Source organism: Marinobacterium lacunae (genome assembly GCF_000705555.1).
GTDB lineage: Bacteria > Pseudomonadota > Gammaproteobacteria > Pseudomonadales > Balneatricaceae > Marinobacterium_D > Marinobacterium_D lacunae.
Map to the genome: position 1 here is coordinate 36,012 of NZ_JMQN01000007.1, position 14,885 is coordinate 50,896.

Below are 14,885 nucleotides of genomic sequence, written 5' to 3' on the forward strand. Positions count from 1 at the left end.
ACGGACATGCCAGATCTTGCCACGCGTTATTCAATACAGCGCCCCTATCCCCAGCGTAAAGAAGCTCCTGAGCAATACAGGGTAGAGCGTTGTGGTGTGCGAACGCTGGAGAAGCAACTGGAGAGTGACCGCGGCCGCATCATCAACTCGGCTGCCGTTCGGCGTCTTCAGCAGAAAACCCAGGTATTCCCGCTGGAGCATAACGCTGCGGTTCGCAGCCGCCTGACCCACTCTCTCGAAGTGCAACAGACCGGGCGTTTTATTGTCCGCACCATCTTTGACCGTCTGGGGCAGGGTGCCTCTATTCTGGGGTTGGATGGGCTTGAGCGAGCCACGGAGTCGCTGGTCGAGATGGCCTGCCTGATGCACGATATCGGCAATCCTCCGTTCGGGCATTTCGGCGAAGCCGCTATCTCACGCTGGTTTGAGCAGACCCTGCCGCAGCTTCCGCCCTTTATCCATGACGACCTGAGTGAACCCGAATGGGCACTGCGTGCCGAGTTGCTGCGCGAGTTGCGCAGCTTCGAGGGTAATGCACAGGCGATAAGGCTCATAAGTCAGCTGCAAAAGCTCAACCTCACCTATACCCAGACCGCCTGTATTCTCAAATACACCCGCTGTGCCACTGAGCCGAAACCGGCCAAGGGTGAGGCGCTGGACTATCTCAGGAAAAAGCCGGGCTACTATTTCTCGGAGCGTGAGTTCGTATCGCACCTGCAATCGGTGCTCGATATGGCACCGGGGCATCGCTTTCCGCTGACTTACCTGATGGAAGCGGCCGATGATATCGCCTACTGTCTGGCGGATCTGGAGGATGGCGTCGATAAGGGAATTCTCAGCTGTGAACGTCTGGCCCAACTGCTTAAAGAGCAGTTTTTAGCATTGCGCGAGCCCTTCGGCGATGGCGATGCACCCCACTTTTCCGGCAAGTGTTTTGCCGAGCTGATCGATTTTGCCCTTGAGCGTTCGGCTCAGGAGAGCATCAATAAGGAGCACGAGTTCTTTGTGTGGATGCGGGTCAAGCTTGTGCACCCCTTGGTTAACCACGCCGCAGAAGCTTTCATCGATCACATTGGGGCGATCTCGGAGGGCAGTCTTAATCGCGCGTTGCTCGAAGACGATTCGCCCTGTCACAGTATTGTCGAGACGCTCAAGCGTGTGGCCATACGGCATGTGTTTTCCGTCGCTGAAGTGGAAACGCTGGAGCTGCAGGGCTATCGCATCATTTCCGGGCTGCTGGAGCATTACAAACCGCTGCTGATGTTACCGATGGAGGCGTTCTCGGACCTTTGCCGGGGCGGCAGTCGGGGCTTGTTGATTGAGAGCCGGCTATTCCATCGTCTGCCTAACAAACACGTTAAGGCCTACCTGACCCTCGTAGAGCAGGTGCCCGTGCTGGAGGATGGCAGCCGCCTGGGAGAGACTGTGTGGGAGCGCTACTGCCGTTGCCGGTTGCTGCAGGACATGATCAGCGGTATGACCGATCAGTACGCACTGGACGAGTTTCGTGCGCTATCCGTGATTGGCGCCTGAGCGGGAGAGAATGAGCGATGAAAGCGCCAAAGCGGGATGAATTTGCCGACTGGGTGGTCGAGATGATGCAGGGCATTGGACCGGTGACACCGCGGCGGATGTTCGGCGGCACAGGGCTGTTTCTCGATGGACTGATGTTCGCCATCGTGATCGATAGCGAACTCTACCTCAAGGCCGATGATCAAACACGGAGTCGATTTATCGATCTGGGACTGACCCCTTTCACTTATATGCGCCAGGGTAAACCCTGTTCGTTATCCTACTATCAGGCACCGGAAGAGACGCTGGAGTCCCTCGAGCTGATGCGTGAGTGGGCCAATCAGGCCTATGGCGCAGCCCTTCGGGGGCGGCGCTGAGTCAACCGCCCGGAATATGGGTGGCTTCCAGCGCGCGCTGGATCTTTTCCGGTTGCCAGATGATAGGGGCAGAGGGCGCCTGACCCGGGACAACAGTGGTACCCTGTGAGGCCTGAGTCAGCTCCACCCGGCCGAGGCTGTTTTCGACATACACACCTTTGCCGCCAATCATGGCGACGCCGAGGTCGCCTTCAAAAATGTATCCGGCCCAGAACTCAGTGCCCCGAATGCCGATAAGCGCCGTGGAGGTTTCAACCGTGAAATCCGCTGAAGGTTGTTTGCCGATTAAACCGGTTATGCAGCGCAATGCCCCTTTCAGAAACTTCAGAGTAATGCTCGGCTTATCGCTCTCCACACGGTAGTGCGACAGTTCGAGCTCGGAGTTTTCACCCAGCCATATCGTGGTATCGTCCCTAAGCTTAAGCAGCAGACGACTGCCCTCGGGAATCACCAGCCGGTCCTCTTCATGCAAGCTGTCCTCCGGCGTGAGCATCTGCTCACGCTCACCGCGTGCTACCCATGGAGTGCCCAGTATCAGCACCACCTGACCGACCGGCTCATTCGTCGCCTGCACCGGCAGCGTGAGGAAAAGACATAGTACTAAGATCCAGGCGTGTAAGGGCAACGACATGAGGTTGGCTGAGCTCCAGTCGGTTCAAGTTCATTTCATAATAGACTGGCATATCAAAGCTGGCTTAGGTTGGCTTTGGGGTGTGTCTTCAGACGGAGAGATTTAGTTGAATAATCGAGTTGTGTTTACGGGTGGTCCAGGCTCAGGAAAAACCTCCGTAATCAAATTTCTGAAAAGCCTGGGGTATCCCAGTGCTCCAGAAGTGGGGCGAAAAGTAATCCAAGCCCAAATGAAGTCTCAGGGCACTGCGTTACCTTGGGAGGATAAAGCGGCGTTTAGAGATGAAATGATTTACGAAGAAATCATTAATTACAACGCTTACGGCAACGATACAATTACCTTTTTTGACCGGCCTATTATTGATTCGTACGGATACAGTAGACTTGAGGACATACCCGTTTCGGATCTATTGTTAAAAAAATGCCATGAACTGATCTATAACCAAAAGGTTTTTATTTGCCCTCCTTGGGAGTCAATTTACGAAAATGATGTAGAACGAAAGCAAGACTTCAATGAGGCTGTTGCGACATATGAGGCAATGGTAAGAGCATACGAAAAATTTGGCTACGAACTAGTTGAAGTTCCAAAGGCTTCAGTTAGAGAAAGAGCTGAATTTATTTTAAAGGTGGTTAACAGGTAACTGTGGAGTAACCAGTCTGTTTTTGCGCGGTAATGTCTGACCTTTACGATGGCTTTGGGAACCTGTCGAGTCTAAGCGGGGCCGTGGCTGAACGGTTTTGAGGATCTGCTTCTCATTGTTCACTAGCTGGAAAAGGAGGGGCGGTGGATGCAGGGCTGTATAGGGTTTGGCTTTGCCGACGTCAACACGGAGGCTGATTTCGATTTGGCTTTCCGTGTGCATGGTAATAAGATGACCGCGGGCGCGAAGCCCCGATGGGTGTTCGAGTTATGACAATGGTGTTATGCAGCATTATTCACTCGTTACCGGCTCATCGGTTTTAATTGAAAGGAGAGTTTTATGGAGCTTGGATTAATCAGTATATTTATTACAGTGGCAATTGCTCATTTTTTGGCGCTTCTAAGCCCAGGGCCTGATTTTGTGCTGGTTGTAAAGAGCGCGCTCAAGGGAAATCGAAAGAACGCGATTGGTGTGGCGCTGGGTATTGCGACGGCGAATGCTGTTTACATAGGGTTATGTATTGTTGGTGTGGGGGCCATACTGTCGACCTCTGTGTCTTTAATGATAGCGCTCAAGGTTATTGGTGGTTTGTTTTTAATGTACATCGCCTATCATGCATTAAAAGCGCCCAAGAACGCATATCAGAACGTGTCGGTAACTTCAGATAATATTACTGAGTTTTCACTGTTTTCTTTCTCAAAAGAGTTTCTCACCGGTTTCTTGTCGGGGATATTAAACCCTAAAAATCTGTTGTTTTACCTCAGCCTGTTTACTGTTGCGCTCACGCCGGATGTAAGCTTGCAGTTTAAGATATTGCTGGGTACATGGATGACGGCTGTCGTTTTCTTATGGGATGTTTCGATTATCTATTTGTTGTCCAAGAGCGGCGTGCGTAAAAAGTTTACCAAGATGTCTTTTTATATCGATAAGGTTACCGGGGTTATCCTGGGTGCCATTGGGTTTGGTATCGTGAAATCTGTTTGGGCTAAACAGTAAAAGGGGATTCCTATGCAGTTTGTCCATTGCACCTACGATGCTCACGCGGAGCAGATCCTGGCAATACTCAATGAGGCCATTGTCAATTCGACGGCGCTTTATGACTACGAGCCTCGAACACTGGAGAGCATGAGCACCTGGTTTAAGGTAAAAGAGTCAGGCTCATTTCCGGTGATGGGTGCAGTGGAGAACGGTAAGCTTATCGGCTTTGCAAGCTACGGCACGTTTCGTCCTTGGCCCGCGTATAAATATACAGTGGAGCACTCGGTGTATGTTCATAAGCAGCATCGAGGAAGGGGCTTGGGTATAGCGCTCATGCGAGCGCTCATTGCCGAGGCGAGGCGACAAGAGTTGCACGTTATGGTGGGCGGCATCGATATCTCGAATGAAGGCAGCATTGCATTGCACGAGAAACTTGGTTTTGTGCAATCTGGCATAGTCAGGCAGGCCGCATTTAAGTTCGGCCGTTGGCTCGATCTCGGCCTTTATCAGCTGGTGTTGGATACCCCGCGCGACCCTGTTGATGGCTAGATTAAAGGGGCTCAGCTAGAGTCAGTCAAAGCGCCACATTTGCAGCGTTGTCGCGCCTTTGGGTATCCCGCCCGAAACATTATTTGAGAAGGAATTCCAATGGGCATGAAAGCTCATTTCGAACTGCTGGCCGCCTACAATCAGTGGCTGAACTCAAAGGTTTACGAAGCTGCAAGTCGCCTCGGGCAGGATGCATTGGTCAAAGACCGAGGGGCGTTTTTCAGTTCCATTCTCGGGACGCTGAATCATATCCAGGTTGGTGACATCCTGTGGCTCAAGCGGTTCGCCACTCACCCATCCTGCATCGCCTCTTTGCATGAGGTGGCCAATCTTCCAGACTCGACCGGCCTCGATCAGATTCTGTTTGAAGATTTCGCGGCGTTATCGGCGCAGAGAGCTTGGCTGGATCGTCAAATCGTCAATTGGGTGAGTGAACTCACCGAGCGCGATTTGGAACAGGCACTCAGCTACCGTAACACCAAAGGTATTGCGTCCACTAAACGGTTTTCCAGCCTGATTCTTCACTTCTTTAACCATCAAACCCATCATCGCGGGCAGGTGACGGCGTTGCTGTCGCAGGCTGGTGAGGATGTCGGGGTGACCGATCTGTTGGTGCTGATTGCGGATGAGGCAGAAGCATAACCATAACCAGCCGCTGCCGCGTACCCGGGCGTGGGGTATCGCGGCAGCTTGAGGCGGAGTTATAGCACGGCGCCGATGAACTGCTGCAGCTCCGGTGTTTGCGGGTTGGCCAGCACCTCTTTTGCATCGCCGGTTTCATGCACCTTGCCCTGATGCATGAACACCACGCGATCGCCGACATCGCGGGCGAAGTTCATCTCATGGGTAACCAGAATCAGCGTCATCCCTTCGGCGGCCAACTGTTCGAGCACTTTCAGCACATCGCCTACCAGCTCGGGGTCCAGCGCCGAGGTGATTTCGTCGCAGAGCAGTACCTTAGGCTTCATCGCCAGTGAGCGGGCGATGGCGACGCGCTGCTGCTGTCCGCCGGAGAGCTTTTCAGGGTACTGACCGAACTTGTCTGCCAGTCCGACCTTCTCCAATACTTCCATGGCCAGCTTTTTGGCTTCCTCTTTTCCGACACGTTTGATCAGCTTCGGCGCAAGCATGATGTTCTCGCCCACCGTGAGATGGGGGAAGAGGTTGAAGCTCTGAAACACCATACCCACGCTGTGGCTGAGCTTGCGCACCTGGAATTCGTCGGTGCTCACCTCCATGCCGTCAAGGATGATGGCGCCCTGTTCGTAGCTTTCAAGGCCGTTCATGCAGCGCAGCAGGGTGCTCTTGCCTGAACCGCTGCGACCGATGATGGAGACCACCTCTCCGGCGTTGATCGTCAGATCAATGCCCTTGAGGACATGCAACTCACCGAAATATTTGTGTACGTCACGCACGCTTACCAGCGACATTGAGTCTCTCCTCCAGATATTGGCTGGCTCGCGACAGCGGATAGCACAGCAGGAAATAGATCAGCGCCACCAGCGCAAACACTTTGAATGGCTCGAAGGTGGCGTTGTTAAGCATGGTTCCGGCTTTGGTCAGCTCGACAAAACCGATGATCGAGGCCAGGGCGGTCCCTTTGACGATCTGCACCGAGAAGCCGACGGTGGGCGGAATGGCGATCCGCAACGCCTGTGGCAGAATGATGTAGCGCATGGTCTGCAGGTAGTTCAGGCCCAAACAGCGTGAGGCTTCCCATTGACCTTTGGGTAGCGACTCGACGCACCCGCGCCAGATATCGCTGAGAAAGGCACTGGAGAACAGGGTCAGGGCCAGTGCGGCTGCGGTCCAGGCCGATACGTCGATGCCCAGCAGACCAAGCCCGAAGAACGCGATAAACAGCTGCATCAGCAGCGGGGTGCCCTGAAAAATCTCGATGTAGATGCGGGTGACCCAGATCAGAGAGCGTCGTCGGCTGATTCGCATAAAGGTCAGCAACAGGCCGACGATAGAGCCTCCGGCAAAGGCAATCAGCGACAGGAGAACTGTCCAGCGAGCCGCCAGCAGCAGGTTGCGCAGAATATCCCAGTCGGTGAACTGGCTCATAGAGTTTTCTCCTTCCTCGAGAAGGCCCTGGCGCCGATCAGGTTGAATGCCAGCCGCATCAGAAACGCCAGTATCAGGTAGAACAGGGCGGCAACCAGGTAGGACTCGAAGCTCAGGAAATTACGTGACTGAATGAAGTTGGCGGCGAAGGTCAGCTCCGGCACCGATATCTGAGACACCACAGCCGATCCGAGCATGACGATGATGCATTGGCTGACTACCGCGCTGTACACCCGCTGGAACGCTGGCGGCAGCACGATGCGGATGAAAATCTGTCGGCTCGATAAGCCCAGCGTACGGGCCGCTTCTAACTGCCCTTTGGGCGTTGCATCGATACCGGCACGGATAATTTCGGTTAGGTAGGCACCGAGGTTAATCACCAATGCAAGCACGCCTGCTTCAATCGCGGTCATCTTGATGCCAATGGCCGGCAGTCCAAAGAAGACAAAGAACAGCTGCACGATAAAGGGCGTGTTTCGAATCAGTTCGACATAGGCCTTGGATAGGTGTCGCAGCGCCGCGTTGCGGTGCCGTCTGGCTGCAGCGCCCAGAACGCCCAGCAGAATGCCGAGCACTGTGGAGATCAGCGTCAGCTTGACCGTCATCCACAAGCCGTCCAGCAACACATCCTGGTAGTCGAGCAGGGCGCCAAAGTTCAGTTGGTAGCTCATGCAAGTGTCCGTGTACGGGTGAACTTTATAACCGGAGCGGTGTTGGTCCGCTCCGGCCTAGCGTGTAGCGGTGCAGCCTTACATGGATGCCAGATCAGCCGGGTAGGGGGCTTTGAGCCACTTCTGCGACAGGGATTCAAGCACACCGTCGGTATAGGCCTTGCCAATCAATTCGTTCACCTTGTCGGTCAGTCGGGTTTCACCCTTCATAACGCCGACGTAGCAGGGGGAGTTTTTGAGCATGAACTTGGTCTCTGGCATACGTGCCGGGTTGCGCTCGGCAATAGCCGCGACTACAAGGTTACCGGTCGCGATCAGATCAACCTGACCGGAAAGAAACGCCGAAAGCGTGGTGTTGTTGTCTTCGAAACGCTTGATGTCGGCATCCGTAGTCACCAGTTTGCTCAGCTCGATATCTTCAACTGCGCCGCGTGTAACGCCAACGGTTTTTCCGGACAGATCAGACGCAGCAGAGACGGCTACATCCTTAAGGCCGAATACGCCAAGGAAGAAGGGCGCATAGGGCTTGCTGAAATCGATCGCTTTTTCACGCTCCGGGTTCTTACCCAGGCTGGAGATCACCAGATCGACTTTCTGTGTCTGCAGGTAGGGGATGCGGTTGGCACTGGTGACCGGCACCAGCTCAAGCTTTACGCCCAGCTCTTTAGCGAGATAGCCCGCCATGTCGATGTCATAGCCCTGGGGCTGTAGATCGGAACCAACCGAACCGAACGGCGGGAAGTCCTGAGGGACAGCGACCTTCAGTACGCCAGCCTTCTCAATATTATCGAGCTGATCGGCAGAGGCGGTGGAGATGGCACCGAAAGAGATCAGCAGAGAACCTGCAACGGCAAGACCCAATTTTTTTACGAAGTTCATGATTGGCAACCCTGTCTTAAGAAACGTTTGATTCACGATTATTTAAGAGCAACAGCTGTGCCAATTTGTAAGTCGTTGATTTCAGAATGGGATGCTCTGAAACAAATGATTCTTTTGTCTGCGTATGCCCTATTATGGTGCCAGTGTTCCAATTTGGATCAATCCTGACTGTTCGGTTAAGTATCGTTAAAACAAGGTGTTATAGCGGTATACCTGTTTGCGGTGTGCTGAAACGTTTGTTTCGTGAAACATGCCGGAGCTTAGGCCCCGGCAGTGGTGTCGAACTCAATTTCGCCGCGCTGTGTCATGATCGGCTGTACACCCGCCCAGACCGGAAGGAGCATATCCTCAGGGTCGTCCACGGGACCGCCGGTACGAATCTTGGCTGACAGTTCGTCCAGCTCGAATGCCAGTACGCTGGTTGCCTTGAGTTCGATCTCGTTGGCCGGCCTCGCTTCAACGGAGCGGCCTGCTTGAAACTTCTCCATCAACTGATCAAGCGAATGGCGCTTCTCATCCTGATCATCGACAAGGCGTGCCTTGCTGTAGATCACCACGCTGCGATAGTTCACAGAGTGATGAAAGGCAGAGCGCGCAAACACTATGGCGTCGAGGTGGGTAATGGCGATACACGCTTCATTGCCCTCTAGCAGCGCCTTGAATAGGCCATTCTTGCTGGAGCCGTGTACGTACAGCTGATTGCCTTCACGCCAATGGACGGTCGGTTGCAGCAGTGGCTGGCCGCCAACCTGTGTCGAAACATGGCAGATAAGCGCTTCATCGATGATGGCGTTGACCTTCTCGACATCGTATTCGGCTCGTTTAGGCAGGCGTTTTACGCGGGTGCGTTCGGTTTTCCGGTATTGAGTCATCGTCTTTCACTCCGTTGGATGGAGCGTTTAGACTAGGTGGCAAAGTGGGTCTAAGTAAGATCCATTAAGTAAACAAAAAAGGGGCCCAATATGGATGAATCCGGACTTGGTCGAACCGATCTCGGTCTATTCCTTGATCTGAGCACGATCGATTCGTCGCTGCCGGACTACCGGCGGCTGTTCCTGGCCTTGAGGCAGGCAATACTGTCTGGACGGATTGGAGGCGGTGCGCGCCTTCCGTCCACTCGGGCGCTTTCGGCCACCTTGGGTATCGCCCGCAATACGGTCAAAAGTGCGTATGAACTGCTGCAGGCCGAGGGGTATGTGCAGGGGCGACAGGGGGCCGGGTGTTTCGTCACCCAGTTGCCGGTGATCGGAAGCTCGAACAGTCACACGGCCGAGTCACACACGCAGATACCCGAGCCGGTTACTCCGTCACGTGTTGTCGAACGGTCCGGGCTGCTCCAGTCAGCGATTCCAGCGCTTGATCACTTTCCGCATCGGCAATGGCAGCGCGCGTTGCATATCGCGTCGACGGGCGTCGGGTTGCTGGCTGGGGAGCAGCAGGGGGACCGTCTGCTGCGCGAAGAGATCGCGCGTTGGTTGGGTGCCCAGCGCGGCATGGCCGTCGGGGCCGATCAGGTGCTGATCAGCTCGGGCTCGCAACAGGGGATCTATCTGATTGCACGCCAACTGCTCGCTACGGGAGACATAGTGCTGCTTGAGCGCCCGGGCTTCCCCGGTACCGAGCGTGCAATGAAAGTGGCAGGCGCGAATGTAAGGCGTTTCCATCAGCAGCAACTGGAGCAGCTGGATGACCTGCCTGATGCGAAGTTGATGGTGCTGACACCTTCGCGCAACTTTCCGCTGGGACATACGCTCTCAGCCGATCGTCGTCTGGCGCTGCTGAACTGGGCGTATGAACGGGATGTCTGGCTGGTCGAGGACGACTATGACTCGGAATTTGCAGCCGGTGCAGCCCTGTCGGCCATGTTCTCGCTCGATACCCGGGAGCGGGTGATCTACGCCGGTACGTTCAGCCGTACCCTTTTTCCGGGGCTTCGGATCGGTTATCTGGTGCTGCCGCGCTCGCTTGTATCGGCCTGCGTTGAGGCGCGCCGGGTGATCGATGGCGGGTTATCGGTACTGCCGCAACGGGCGCTGGGCGAGTTTATGGCCTGCGGGGACTACAGCCGTCACCTGCGGCGGATGAAACGACTTTACCAGCAACGGCGACTGACGCTGGAGCAGTTGCTGGCACACAGCAAGCTGCGCGACCTGCCGATTGTCGATGCCGGGGGCGGCATGCACCTATGCCTGCAACTGCCTAAGGGGTGTGATGAGCAGGCCGTTATCCAAAAACTTGAACGTGCAGGCGTTACGCTCAGGCCACTGAGCCTCTATGACGACAGCGGCGAGCCGGGTCTGGTGCTGGGGTTCGCCGCCCACGGGCCGGACAGCATGGCGCGGGGCGTCGATATACTGGAGAGAGTTGTGGCACCGCTGTTGCCATCGATATCGGTATGACGGGCCGGTTAGATCTCCGTGAGGGTGGATACCCACATCCAGCCCCGCTCCAGCGTCCAGTAAGTGGCCATGATCAGGCTTGGTACAGCGACGGTGCCGGTGATCTGGCGGGGCGTGAGTCTGCCGATTCGTCTCACGGCAGCTAGCAACAGGGTCAGTGTGGCGAACACCACTATCTGACCGGCTTCGATGCCCAGATTGAAGCCCAGCCAGTGCACAATCAGTTCGCCGGCACCAGTGCCTGTGGCCTTTTCCAGTACGTTGGCGAATCCCAGACCGTGCAACAGACCGATCCCACCGATCTGCCAGAGTGGCAGCGAGGGTTTATCTGGCTGCATCAGCACTCGGCAGAAGCCATAGAAGATTGACAGCGCGATCAGTGTCTCGATCAGCGGCACGTTCGTCGGTGGAATGATTAACAGGCCCAGTGCAACGAGTCCCAGCGTGATGGAGTGGCCAGCGGTAAACATCAGTGAGTTGTGCACAATGCGTTTCCAGGAACCGGCACCGAGGACCAGTACACACATAAACAGCAGGTGGTCGATCCCAATCAGCACGTGGCGCACGCCTGAGGTGATCTGATTGCTCAGCTGCGAGAGGATCCCGGGAGGCGAGGAGAGTGTCAGCGCGAGCGCTCCGCTGGAGGTAAAGGTATCGCCGGGTAGGGTCAGGATATTGATTGCCTGATCGCGAATGGTTGGCCATTCGTTGGAAGGTGACGCGATTTGACTGATCTGGGCGGTCGCGACATTCGATATGCGCAGTTTCAGGTCGATAATCGCTTCCTCCAGTAACAGTGGATTGCTGGGCAGTTCGAGTGGCAAGGTGAGCGTCTGTTTGATTGTGGCCAGGTGGCCAAAAGGGGATCGGGTTGCTATCGGTTGGATGCGTAATGCCTCAACCGCAGGCATGAGTTGTTGGTTGTCCATCTGGAAACTGAAATACGCCGCCGCTTTATGGCGCAGCAGGCTATCGTCCCGGGCAAGAGCCGCCAGATCCAGCACGGGGCGATCGTTGTCGTTTTGACGGGTATAGGGCGGTTGGGTATCGTCGGCCTGAGGCTTCCAGTCGTGCTCGATCAGCAGAGACGCCAGCGGGATGCGGGCGTAGATAAGGGTGTCATCACCCTGATCGGCCAAATAGACAATGCGTGCAAGGAAGTTCTGAAAATGGGCCTCAACGGTGAGTGCCGGCAGTACGAGCAACATCACCAGCAGGCAGTGTTTTAACTCTCTCATGGTCGATTCCTTCCGAAAGCCCGCCCCAGCAGGGCGGGCGATCGCCGGTCAGTTGCGAGGATCCCAGAGACGGGATTCGGTGCTGCGCTCGTAGGCTTTGCCATCGGGGGCGCTTACAAGCTCCATCTGCATGCCCCAGGGCGCCATAAAGTAGATCCAGGTGAGGCCTTCAAGCGGGCCACTGGTGAAGGGGTGGGGTTGGCCTAGAAACTCGACGCCACGGCCCTTCATGTAGGCGATGGCACTGTCCAGATCATCGACGTAAAAGGCGATATGGTGGCCACCGATATCGCTGTTGCGCGGCTGTTCGCGGCGCTGGTCGGGCGCGGTGTATTCGAAAATTTCAAAGTTAGTACCGTTGCCGCATCGAACCAGATGGGCCACCGGTATCTCGGCACGTGGATGAACGTTCAGGTTGTCAGTCATCCAGTTATCCTCGAACGGACCAAACGGGCCGATAGTAAAGAAGGCCTCGCAGCCCATCACATCGACAAGAAAGCCAACGGCTTCCTGCGCGTCGGGCACGGTAAAACCGAAGTGATCGGTGCCTCTCATGCCCGGCGTTGCGGCGACGGACAGCAGCGAGTGGGTGAAAATGGCGCATGCGAGCATGAACCTTTGGATAGGCTTTTTCATTACGTAGTCTCCACATTATTTTTATTGCGTTGCCCGCCCAAATGGCGAGCGGACTTGGGAAAAAGGGGCGCGCAGGAGTCACACGCCCAAGCTCAGGTGCCGTGCAGGCTGGGGATGCCGGTTAGAGCAGCTGTTTGCTCATCTGCTCAGCGATATAGTCGGCCTGGCGGATCGCCAGCGCGACAATGGTGAGGGTCGGGTTCTCCGTACCACTGGTGGTGAATTGGCTGCCGTCCGAGACAAACAGGTTCTTGATCTCGTGGCTCTGGCCCCATTTGTTCACCACGCCATCACGGGCATGCGCACTCATGCGGTTGGTGCCCATGTTGTGGCTGGCAGGATAGGGCGGCAGATAGTTAACCTTTTTAGCGCCTACCGCTTCCAGCAGCTCGGTTGACCTGTCGAACGCGTGATTACGCATGCGGGTGTCGTTGATATGGTCGGTCTTGTACACCACCGGTACCGGCAGACCGTATTGATCCTTTTCGGTGGGGTGCAGCGTGATATTGTTGGACTCCACCGGCATATCCTCTCCGCATACCCAGAAACCGGCCATCTTGTCGTAATTGGCCAGTGAGTCGGCTAACTCACGTCCCCAGCCGGATTTCCCCGGGTTGAGGAATGCGGACATGAAGGGCAGGCCAAGATGCAGTATCTCCAGCTCGTAACCGGCGTAGTGGCCACGGCTGGGGTCGTTGTCCTTCCACTCGTGTACCACGCCGGGTACCACAGTGCTTTTGTACATATGTACCGGCTTCTCGAACTCAGCATAGACCCCGGCGGTGGTGTGGGTCATGTAGTTCTGGCCAACCTGACCGGATCCGTTGGCCAGGCCGTCCGGAAACAGGCTGGAAGCGGAGTTTAGCAACAGGCGGGGGGATTCGATGGAGTTGGCGGCAACAGCCACCAGTCGTGCTTTCTGAAACAGGTGGTTGCCGTCCTTGTCGGCGTAAAGCACACCGGTGACTTTGCCGTTTTTGTCATGCTCGATACGCAGCGCCATCGATTGTGGCCGGACCTCGACATTACCCGTGGCTTCGGCTTTCGGTATTTCGGTGTACATGGTTGACCATTTGGCGCCGATGCGACAGCCCTGCATGCAGAAGCCATTGACCTGACAGGAGGGACGGCCGTCTCTGACTTCGGTGTTGATCGCAAGCGTGGCTTGCTCGCACTTGGCACCGATACGACGCGCACCTTCGGCTACGACCTTGTAGTGGCTGCTTTGGCCATGGAACGGCATACCGGTGGCTTCGGTGCCGCATACGCCCATCTTCTGCTCGGCCTTGTAGTAGTAAGGCTCCAGCTCTTTCAGGGTGACGGGCCAATCGAGCACGTTGGCGCCGGGGATGACACCGTTTTCACTGCGCATGCGGAACTCATGCTCCTGAAAGCGCATCGCGACACCGGCCCAGTGCAGGGTCGCACCGCCGACACCCTTGACGATCCAGGCCGGCAGATTGGGAAAGTCTTTGGCAAGTCGGGCCGGGCCTTCAACGTAACGTTTGTCGAGCCAGGAGATCTTGCCGAACATCTTCCACTCGTCGTTCTCGATATCCTCCATCTTGAAGCGTTTGCCCGCCTCAAGTACCACGGATTTAATGCCTTTCTGAGCCAGTTCATTTGCCAGTGTGCCGCCGCCTGCGCCGGAGCCGACGATTACCACCAGGCTGTCATCGTTGAGATCGAATTTTGTTGTCATTATTGTTCACTCCCTCTCAAAGCCAGTCGATCTTGTCGTAACCACGATTGATGTAGCCGCCTTTTTCCCAGGCAGAACCGCCATATCCGAAGCGGGGCCAGAGTTCGGGGTTGTTATAGATGCCCATCATCAGATCGCCTTTGATCCGCTGGAAAAAGGCGCCATCCTCAATGGCGCGCAACACCAGTACGCGATCGGGCTCGTTCTCAAGTTCGAGGTAAGTGCGGGCGAACAGTTTGTCGCAACGGCTGTCCAGCTTCCGGACGCCATCAGTCAGCAGCTTTTTAAGATCGGCGTCGCTGTTTGCCTTATCGGCCAGAGGCGTCAAGACGGCGGCGTAGTATTTGTCCTCCAGGGTGTCATGCGGATAGATATCGCGGGCCATACGCAGCAAGGTGGCGCTGGCATGCTCGCCAACCGCCTGAGCGGCCCAGGCACTAGGTGTCAGCAGACCGCTGCTTAACATGCCAAGCCCCACCACGGCAGTGCTTGAGCGGGCCAGAAAGCGTCGACGGTTAAGGTCGGGGGCTTGTGTGTGTCTCTTGTTAGGCTTCATGTTGACTCCATTTCTACTTGTTATTGGATGTCGCTGTGATGCTCGGATTC

The 14,885-nt window shown here is 55.7% G+C and carries 17 protein-coding genes; 7 read left to right on the plus strand and 10 right to left on the minus strand.

Going from position 1 to position 14,885, the window contains the following annotated elements:
- Positions 1 to 6: 6 nt before the first annotated feature.
- Both dgt and ADIMK_RS00780 read left to right on the plus strand, forming a co-directional pair.
- Complete coding sequence (dgt, locus tag ADIMK_RS00775; RefSeq protein ID WP_036182464.1) at positions 7 to 1,533, plus strand: dGTPase; 1,527 nt, start codon at positions 7 to 9, stop codon at positions 1,531 to 1,533.
- 17 nt (positions 1,534 to 1,550) lie between these two features.
- Positions 1,551 to 1,889 (plus strand): TfoX/Sxy family protein, encoded by a 339-nt coding sequence (locus ADIMK_RS00780; RefSeq protein WP_036182466.1) that lies wholly within the window; start codon positions 1,551 to 1,553, stop codon positions 1,887 to 1,889.
- A gap of 1 nt (position 1,890) precedes the next feature.
- Here ADIMK_RS00780 and ADIMK_RS21160 read toward each other — a convergent pair whose 3' ends face one another.
- Complete coding sequence (locus ADIMK_RS21160; protein ID WP_051692251.1) at positions 1,891 to 2,520, minus strand: FecR family protein; 630 nt, start codon at positions 2,518 to 2,520, stop codon at positions 1,891 to 1,893.
- A gap of 106 nt (positions 2,521 to 2,626) precedes the next feature.
- Here ADIMK_RS21160 and ADIMK_RS00790 point away from each other — a divergent pair, with 106 nt between their 5' ends.
- The 4 genes from ADIMK_RS00790 to ADIMK_RS00805 all read left to right on the plus strand — a co-directional run bounded on the left by ADIMK_RS00790 (position 2,627) and on the right by ADIMK_RS00805 (position 5,329).
- Positions 2,627 to 3,160 (plus strand): AAA family ATPase, encoded by a 534-nt coding sequence (locus ADIMK_RS00790; protein ID WP_036182468.1) that lies wholly within the window; start codon positions 2,627 to 2,629, stop codon positions 3,158 to 3,160.
- 339 nt (positions 3,161 to 3,499) lie between these two features.
- On the plus strand, positions 3,500 to 4,156 hold the full coding sequence (locus ADIMK_RS00795; RefSeq protein ID WP_036182470.1) for a LysE family translocator: 657 nt from the start codon (positions 3,500 to 3,502) through the stop codon (positions 4,154 to 4,156).
- Positions 4,157 to 4,168: 12 nt separating this feature from the next.
- Positions 4,169 to 4,687 (plus strand): GNAT family N-acetyltransferase, encoded by a 519-nt coding sequence (locus ADIMK_RS00800; protein ID WP_036182472.1) that lies wholly within the window; start codon positions 4,169 to 4,171, stop codon positions 4,685 to 4,687.
- Positions 4,688 to 4,792: 105 nt separating this feature from the next.
- Positions 4,793 to 5,329, plus strand: a complete 537-nt coding sequence (locus tag ADIMK_RS00805; RefSeq protein WP_368085813.1) for a DinB family protein — start codon at positions 4,793 to 4,795, stop codon at positions 5,327 to 5,329.
- Positions 5,330 to 5,388: 59 nt separating this feature from the next.
- Here ADIMK_RS00805 and ADIMK_RS00810 read toward each other — a convergent pair whose 3' ends face one another.
- The 5 genes from ADIMK_RS00810 to ADIMK_RS00830 form a co-directional block, all read right to left on the minus strand.
- Positions 5,389 to 6,117: an amino acid ABC transporter ATP-binding protein gene (locus ADIMK_RS00810; RefSeq protein ID WP_036182476.1), complete on the minus strand. Its 729-nt coding sequence runs from the start codon at positions 6,115 to 6,117 to the stop codon at positions 5,389 to 5,391.
- Entirely contained in the window at positions 6,095 to 6,754 is a 660-nt protein-coding gene (locus ADIMK_RS00815; RefSeq protein WP_036182478.1) for an amino acid ABC transporter permease, read from the minus strand. The genes ADIMK_RS00810 and ADIMK_RS00815 overlap by 23 nt, the downstream gene beginning before the upstream one ends.
- A complete protein-coding gene (locus ADIMK_RS00820) occupies positions 6,751 to 7,425 on the minus strand; it encodes an amino acid ABC transporter permease (RefSeq protein WP_036182480.1) in 675 nt (224 codons plus the stop codon). Before ADIMK_RS00820 ends, ADIMK_RS00815 begins: the two co-directional genes overlap by 4 nt.
- Before the next feature lie 78 nt (positions 7,426 to 7,503).
- The gene (locus tag ADIMK_RS00825) at positions 7,504 to 8,304 is read right to left on the minus strand and encodes a transporter substrate-binding domain-containing protein (protein WP_036182482.1); all 801 of its coding nucleotides are present in this window, start codon (positions 8,302 to 8,304) and stop codon (positions 7,504 to 7,506) included.
- Positions 8,305 to 8,564: 260 nt separating this feature from the next.
- Positions 8,565 to 9,176 carry a pyridoxamine 5'-phosphate oxidase family protein gene (locus ADIMK_RS00830; protein ID WP_036182484.1) on the minus strand — a complete coding sequence of 204 codons (612 nt, stop codon included), beginning with the start codon at positions 9,174 to 9,176 and terminating at the stop codon, positions 8,565 to 8,567.
- A gap of 90 nt (positions 9,177 to 9,266) precedes the next feature.
- Here ADIMK_RS00830 and pdxR point away from each other — a divergent pair, with 90 nt between their 5' ends.
- Entirely contained in the window at positions 9,267 to 10,703 is a 1,437-nt protein-coding gene (gene pdxR, locus ADIMK_RS00835) for a MocR-like pyridoxine biosynthesis transcription factor PdxR (RefSeq protein WP_051692253.1), read from the plus strand.
- 8 nt (positions 10,704 to 10,711) lie between these two features.
- Here the strand turns inward: pdxR and ADIMK_RS21165 are convergent, their stop codons facing one another.
- The 4 genes from ADIMK_RS21165 to ADIMK_RS00855 all read right to left on the minus strand — a co-directional run bounded on the left by ADIMK_RS21165 (position 10,712) and on the right by ADIMK_RS00855 (position 14,835).
- Positions 10,712 to 11,941: a HupE/UreJ family protein gene (locus ADIMK_RS21165; protein WP_051692256.1), complete on the minus strand. Its 1,230-nt coding sequence runs from the start codon at positions 11,939 to 11,941 to the stop codon at positions 10,712 to 10,714.
- A 48-nt stretch (positions 11,942 to 11,989) separates the two neighbouring features.
- The gene (locus tag ADIMK_RS00845; protein WP_197027441.1) at positions 11,990 to 12,577 is read right to left on the minus strand and encodes a VOC family protein; all 588 of its coding nucleotides are present in this window, start codon (positions 12,575 to 12,577) and stop codon (positions 11,990 to 11,992) included.
- Positions 12,578 to 12,698: 121 nt separating this feature from the next.
- Complete coding sequence (locus ADIMK_RS00850; RefSeq protein ID WP_036182486.1) at positions 12,699 to 14,279, minus strand: GMC family oxidoreductase; 1,581 nt, start codon at positions 14,277 to 14,279, stop codon at positions 12,699 to 12,701.
- Between the two features lie 16 nt (positions 14,280 to 14,295).
- Positions 14,296 to 14,835: a twin-arginine translocation signal domain-containing protein gene (locus ADIMK_RS00855; RefSeq protein WP_036182488.1), complete on the minus strand. Its 540-nt coding sequence runs from the start codon at positions 14,833 to 14,835 to the stop codon at positions 14,296 to 14,298.
- Positions 14,836 to 14,885 lie beyond the last annotated feature (50 nt).